Source organism: Arthrobacter sp. (assembly GCF_031179985.1).
Lineage (GTDB): Bacteria > Actinomycetota > Actinomycetes > Actinomycetales > Micrococcaceae > Arthrobacter.
Map to the genome: position 1 here is coordinate 3,284 of NZ_JAPSHJ010000077.1, position 5,576 is coordinate 8,859.

The following is a 5,576-nucleotide window of genomic DNA, read 5'->3' on the forward strand; positions in this document are numbered from 1 at the left end:
AAGACCCTCCCGGGGAAGCGAAGATGTCGCCGGCGGAGTTCGTGGCCAAATATGCCAACGTCAAACTCGAGGAAGGCGAACCCATCGCGCCCGAGGATGATTTCTACGGCGGGCAGGGGTACTTCATCGATCGCGGTACTGTCTGCTCGGCCGGGTTTTCGGCCTTCAGTCCCAGCGGGGACCCTTTGGTATTGACTGCCGGGCATTGCACCGACGACGGTGCTGCCCAGCTGGCGGAGGTGGCACTCCCCGCGAGCGAACCGGCCGGCGGCGCCTCCGTCCCGCCGGAAATCACTGGCAAACTCGGAACCTTCGGATTCAGCCAGTTCGGAGGCCCCAACAACTCCTGGATAACCGGGAACCCCGAGAACCCCGACACTATCGGCAACATCGGGACGGACATCGCCGTCATTGAAGGTGTTCCCGCCGCCCTCAAACCACAACCGGCCGCAACGCAGTGGGGCGACCCCGCAGACCTGGGAGCCAGCAGCGTCAAGATCGTCGGCAGCACCCAGCCGTTCCAGGGGCAGTCTGTTTGCCGGTCCGGGCGCACTTCCGGATGGTCCTGCGGAACTGTGGACGAAGTGGGGATTTATGTCATGGGCGGGCACAGCGGTCTCGCCAATGACTTCAGGGCTATCCGTGGATTCCTCTCCTTTTCAGTGCAGTCCAGCGGCGGCGATTCAGGCGGGCCCTGGATCAGCGGCAACTATGCCGTGGGAACCCATACCGCCGGCGATTCTCCCGGCTCGGCACAGAACTTCGCTGTCGCCACAACTCTCAATGACGCCATGACCCGCCTCCCCGGCGTGCAGCTGGAGGTCTTCCTGAACAAGCCTGTGCTTACCAGCCCAGCCGACGGCGACGCCGTCGCAGGGGGCGGAACCATCACTGGCCGGGTGGATGCAGCACCGGCTACGTCGCTGGCTGCGAACTCCAAGGTCCGGATTTCAGTGCCTGGGCAGGACCCCTTCAATGTACCGGTCGGCGGCGACGGCACCTGGCATTTTACGGCTCCTGCAACCCCCGGCGAACTCAGCTTCACGGCCGAGACTGTCAATGGCTTCAGCAGCTCAGGCGCGGCGTCGTTGGACGTCGTCGTCGGGTCAGGAACGCTGCCTGTTCCAGTGATTGTCGGGCCCTCCGAAAGTGCCGTACTCACCTCGATTGATGAAATCCGGGGGAGCGGCACTCCAGGCGCCACCGTGGAACTCTCAGGAGCGGTTGTCGGCTCGGCCCTTGTTTCCTGGAGCGGCCAATGGGTCTTCGCTGTGGAGAGCGAACTCGACTATGGCCCGACCTCGGTCACGGCAGTCCAAACCGCCACCGGGATGCAGGACAGCCCGCCGGTGGTCAGGAATTTCACCCTGGTACCGCCCACGCCGTCAGTAACCAACATCAAGGATGGCCAGCATTTCGCCTGGGATGCCGTTCCCCAAGAGCTCACGGGCGCAAGCCTTAACGGTGCGCTGATCAGTGTTGAGTTCGACGGCGTCAAGCTGGACAGCGTCGTGGCCGTCAAACCCACCGTGCATGCCCAGGACGCGGACGCCCTGGCTGTCGAAGCGAGCGGGGTGTGGAGCGTTTCGCTGCCTGCAGACGTCGCGGCCGGCGCGCACACCTTGGCGGTTACGCAATCCATGGAAGGCGTAGCGTCGGCCGAGGCCGCCCTGACATTCATCGTGGATCCGAAGCCATCGGTTACGGCGGTGCTTCCCGTTGAGGGTGGCGATACCGCAGGTGCCGGTCGCGCGGGAAGCAACATCCCGACGTCGTACGGCTGGCTCGCGCTGACCGGCGCCGACGGTATCTGGCTCCTGACAGGCATCGGAGGGAGCGTCCTGCTCCTGGGCTCGATCGCGTTGTTTGCCGCCGGCCGCCACACTCGCCGCTAGGGAATCAGTCTTCGGCCGCAGCCTTGCGGTCCAGCAAGAGGTTGGTGATCCGGAGGGTGCACAGCCGCTGACCGCCTTCGTTGGTGATGATTACCTCGTGAGCGGTGAGGGTCTTGCCGAGCTGAAGCGGTGTTGCGGTGATGGTGATCAGGCCTTTACGGGCCGAGCGATGATGGGTCGCGGAGACGTCCACCCCCACAGCGGTCTTGCCCATCGTGCTGGCGTGAATCACCGCGGCCCAGGACCCGACGGCCTCTCCGACAGCCAAGGATGCCCCACCGTGCAGGAGCCCGAATGACTGGCGGTTCCCCTCCACGGGCATGGTGGCAACCACCCGTTCCACAGACTCCTCGAGGATCCTGACCCCCATCTTCTCGTCGAGTTCGCCGAGGGTAATTTTCCAGAGCGCGCCGTTTTCTGCACCACCATCGTCATCTCGGCCTGCGATGGGAGCGTCATCGCCAGCGTCATCCTCCGGAATGCCGGGGTCGGGAATCATTCATCTCTCCTCTGCAGCGGTGCGTTCTGTATCGGGGTGCCTGGTGTATCCAGTGTCCTGGCTCTAGTGTGCGGCACGGCACATTCATGTACTCTAGTCATATTACCGAACGGACGGTCAGTAATGCTGGCTGTGTGATCTTGCCCCGCGTTGGAAGGACCCGTCAACGATGACCACCATTACCAGCTCCTTTGGAGACATCCAGCCCACGGTAGATGCAGTAGAAACCGTTCCCAGCTACGTGCAGGAATCCTGGTGGACGCCGGACGCTGCTGCCGCCGAATCCGCTGTCCCGGTCATGGATGCCAGTACGGGGGAGCTCCTTGCGAAGGTGAGCACCGAGGGACTGGACCTCGCCGCCGTCGTGGATTACGGACGTACCACCGGGCAGGAGGAACTGGGCAAACTGACCTTCCACCAGCGCGCGCTGAAGCTCAAGGAGCTGGCGCAGTACCTCAACGAGCGCCGCGAGCAGTTCTACGCGTTCTCGTCGCAGACGGGCGCCACCCGGATTGATTCAATGGTGGATATCGACGGCGGAATCGGCGTCCTCTTCACTTTCGGGTCGAAGGGGCGGCGCGAACTTCCCAACGCCCAGGTGGTGGTGGACGGCCCCATGGAGGTCTTGTCGAAGGACGGATCGTTTGCCGGCGAACACATCTACACCCGCATCCCCGGCGTCGCAGTCCAGATCAACGCCTTCAACTTTCCCGTTTGGGGGATGCTGGAGAAGCTTGCCCCTGCCTTCCTTGCCGGGGTCCCCACCATCGTGAAGCCGGCTACGCCCACAGGGTACGTTGCTGCTGCCGTGGTCAAGGCAATCGTGCAGTCCAACATCCTGCCCAAGGGTGCACTCCAGCTTATTTCAGGCTCCGCCCGCGACCTGCTGGACCACCTGGACTACCGGGACCTGGTGTCATTTACGGGGTCTGCGTCTACGGCCGTAAAGCTCAAGTCGCATGTCAACATTGGCGAAGGCGGGGTTCGTTTCACCTGCGAGACGGACTCCTTGAATGCGGCCATTCTGGGGCCCGACGCCGTCAAAGGAACCCCTGAATTCGACGCTTTCATCAAATCCCTGGTTGCGGAGATGACCACAAAGGCAGGGCAAAAGTGCACCGCGATCCGGCGGGCCATTGTGCCCCAGGAACTGGTGTCCGACGTCGTCGATGCAGTGGGCGAACGTGTCCGGGAGCGCGTGGTCCTGGGTGATCCCCGGGCTGAGGGCGTCACCATGGGCGCCCTTGCCTCGTTGGAACAGCTCGCGGACGTCCGTGCTGCCGTTCAGTCAATGCTCGATGCCGGCGGCGAGCTCGCGTACGGCACTCTCGATTCGCCGAAGGTTACCAACAGGGACGGGGGAGTGGGCGTCGTCGAGGACGGTGCCTTTATGTCGCCCGTGCTGCTGAGCTGGGCTGATGCAGAGGCTGAGGAGGTTCATTCGCTTGAGGCGTTCGGGCCCGTATCCTCCGTGATCGGCTATTCGGATATTGACGACGCCGTCCGGCTTGCCGCGCGTGGCGGCGGGTCCCTCGTCGCCTCCGTCTGCACCAACGATCCCGAGGTTGCCCGGCAACTGGTCACTGGAATTGCAGCCCACCACGGCCGCGTGCTCATGCTCAACCGCGAGGACGCACGCAGCTCCACCGGCCATGGTTCACCGCTGCCGCACCTGGTCCATGGTGGTCCGGGGCGTGCGGGTGGCGGCGAGGAGCTGGGTGGAATCCGCTCAGTCCTGCATCACATGCAGCGCACAGCCATCCAGGGCTCCCCGAACATGCTCACCGCGGTCACGGGTGTGTGGCATGCCGGCGCCGACCGGAACTTCACCCTGGAAACGGAGCAGACACACCCGTTCCGGAAGTCGCTGGATACCTTGCGTATCGGGGACGCTGTCCGTTCCGAGCTGCGCCAGGTCACTTTGGAGGACATCACCGCGTTCGCCAACTCGACCGGGGATACCTTCTACGCGCACACCAACCAGGAAGCGGCGGAAGCCAACCCGTTCTTCCCTGGAATCGTGGCCCACGGGTATCTGCTGCTGAGCTGGGCGGCCGGGTTGTTTGTCGAGCCTGCTCCGGGGCCTGTCCTTGCCAACTATGGATTGGAAAACCTGCGCTTCATCACGCCCGTGGCGGCAGGGGACTCCATCCGTGTCACGCTCACGGTGAAGAAGATCACGCCCCGCGAAACTGACGAGTATGGCGAGGTGGCGTGGGACGCCCTCCTGACGAACCAGAACGACGAAATCGTGGCAACCTACGACGTCCTGACCCTCGTCGAGAAGTAACGCTCCTTCACGTTTCGCGGGTTTTTTGGGGACGCTCCTTCACGTTTCGCGGGTTTTTTGGGGACGCTCCTTCACGTTTCGTTCAGACGCCGATCCTTCACCGTGCCATGCGGGTGTTGCATCAATCGTGTGAGGATGAAGCTGTGAAAAACGTCCTTCTGACCGGGAAACTCATCTGCAGCGACAAAGATGACGTTGCGGTCGTGGTGCACCACCTTCCTCTTCATGTAGAGCTGACGCGTGCTGAGGAAGGGTGCATCTCATTCGAGGTGAACCGCAGTCCGGGGTCATTGGAATGGCAGGTCGAGGAGAAGTTTCGGGACGCCGACGCATTTCGGGCACATCAGGAACGAGTGGCAGAGAGCGAATGGGGCCGGGTGACTGCCGGCATGGAGCGGAGGTACACGGTCGAAGGCATATAGCCGTGGACTACATCACTCGTGCACAGCGGGTTCCGTCGGTGAGTCCAACGTCCGGTGAAAGCTCCCCTTCACGTCGTCCAAGGGATACATAGGTGGTCCTCGATAAGGTGGCTTTATGGACCTAATTTTCCGATCCGGAGTCCCACATGAATAATTCTCCTTACGGTCTTCAGGACAATTGGCGCGGCCCGTTTCCACCCATGGCCTTACCGGCACCACTAGCGGGTTACGACGTCACCCTGGCCGAAGGGGAGAACGCGCTGGTAGCTCTCAGAGCCCTGCAGGCTCTGCCCGGGGCACTCAGCTTCAGGCTTCAAATCTTTGGAGCTTCTGATTTGGAATTGAGGGGCACGAGCGCGGAGAAGGTTCCCCGTCAGGGATCCACTCCGGGGTTCATCGTGGAAGCACTCTTCACCGAGAGCCCGGGCGACGAACCTGTCCGGGTACCCGTCGAAGTCCACTCAGGGGGG

5 protein-coding genes are annotated in these 5,576 nt (G+C 62.9%); 4 read left to right on the forward strand and 1 reads right to left on the reverse strand.

The window, feature by feature from the left end:
• Positions 1-1,895: S1 family peptidase (locus RIN13_RS19385; RefSeq protein WP_309108947.1), on the forward strand; the 1,895-nt coding region annotated here is incomplete at its 5' end.
• A 4-nt stretch (positions 1,896-1,899) separates the two neighbouring features.
• Here RIN13_RS19385 and RIN13_RS19390 read toward each other — a convergent pair.
• Complete coding sequence (locus tag RIN13_RS19390; RefSeq protein WP_309108951.1) at positions 1,900-2,265, reverse strand: hotdog fold thioesterase; 366 nt, start codon at positions 2,263-2,265, stop codon at positions 1,900-1,902.
• A gap of 298 nt (positions 2,266-2,563) precedes the next feature.
• Between RIN13_RS19390 and paaZ the strand changes: the two genes are divergently transcribed.
• The 3 genes from paaZ to RIN13_RS19405 all read left to right on the forward strand — a co-directional run.
• Complete coding sequence (paaZ, locus tag RIN13_RS19395; protein WP_309108948.1) at positions 2,564-4,684, forward strand: phenylacetic acid degradation bifunctional protein PaaZ; 2,121 nt, start codon at positions 2,564-2,566, stop codon at positions 4,682-4,684.
• Positions 4,685-4,827: 143 nt separating this feature from the next.
• The gene (locus tag RIN13_RS19400) at positions 4,828-5,106 is read left to right on the forward strand and encodes an antibiotic biosynthesis monooxygenase (RefSeq protein WP_309108949.1); all 279 of its coding nucleotides are present in this window, start codon (positions 4,828-4,830) and stop codon (positions 5,104-5,106) included.
• Between the two features lie 146 nt (positions 5,107-5,252).
• On the forward strand, positions 5,253-5,576 hold a 324-nt coding region (locus RIN13_RS19405; protein ID WP_309108950.1), incomplete at its 3' end, for a hypothetical protein.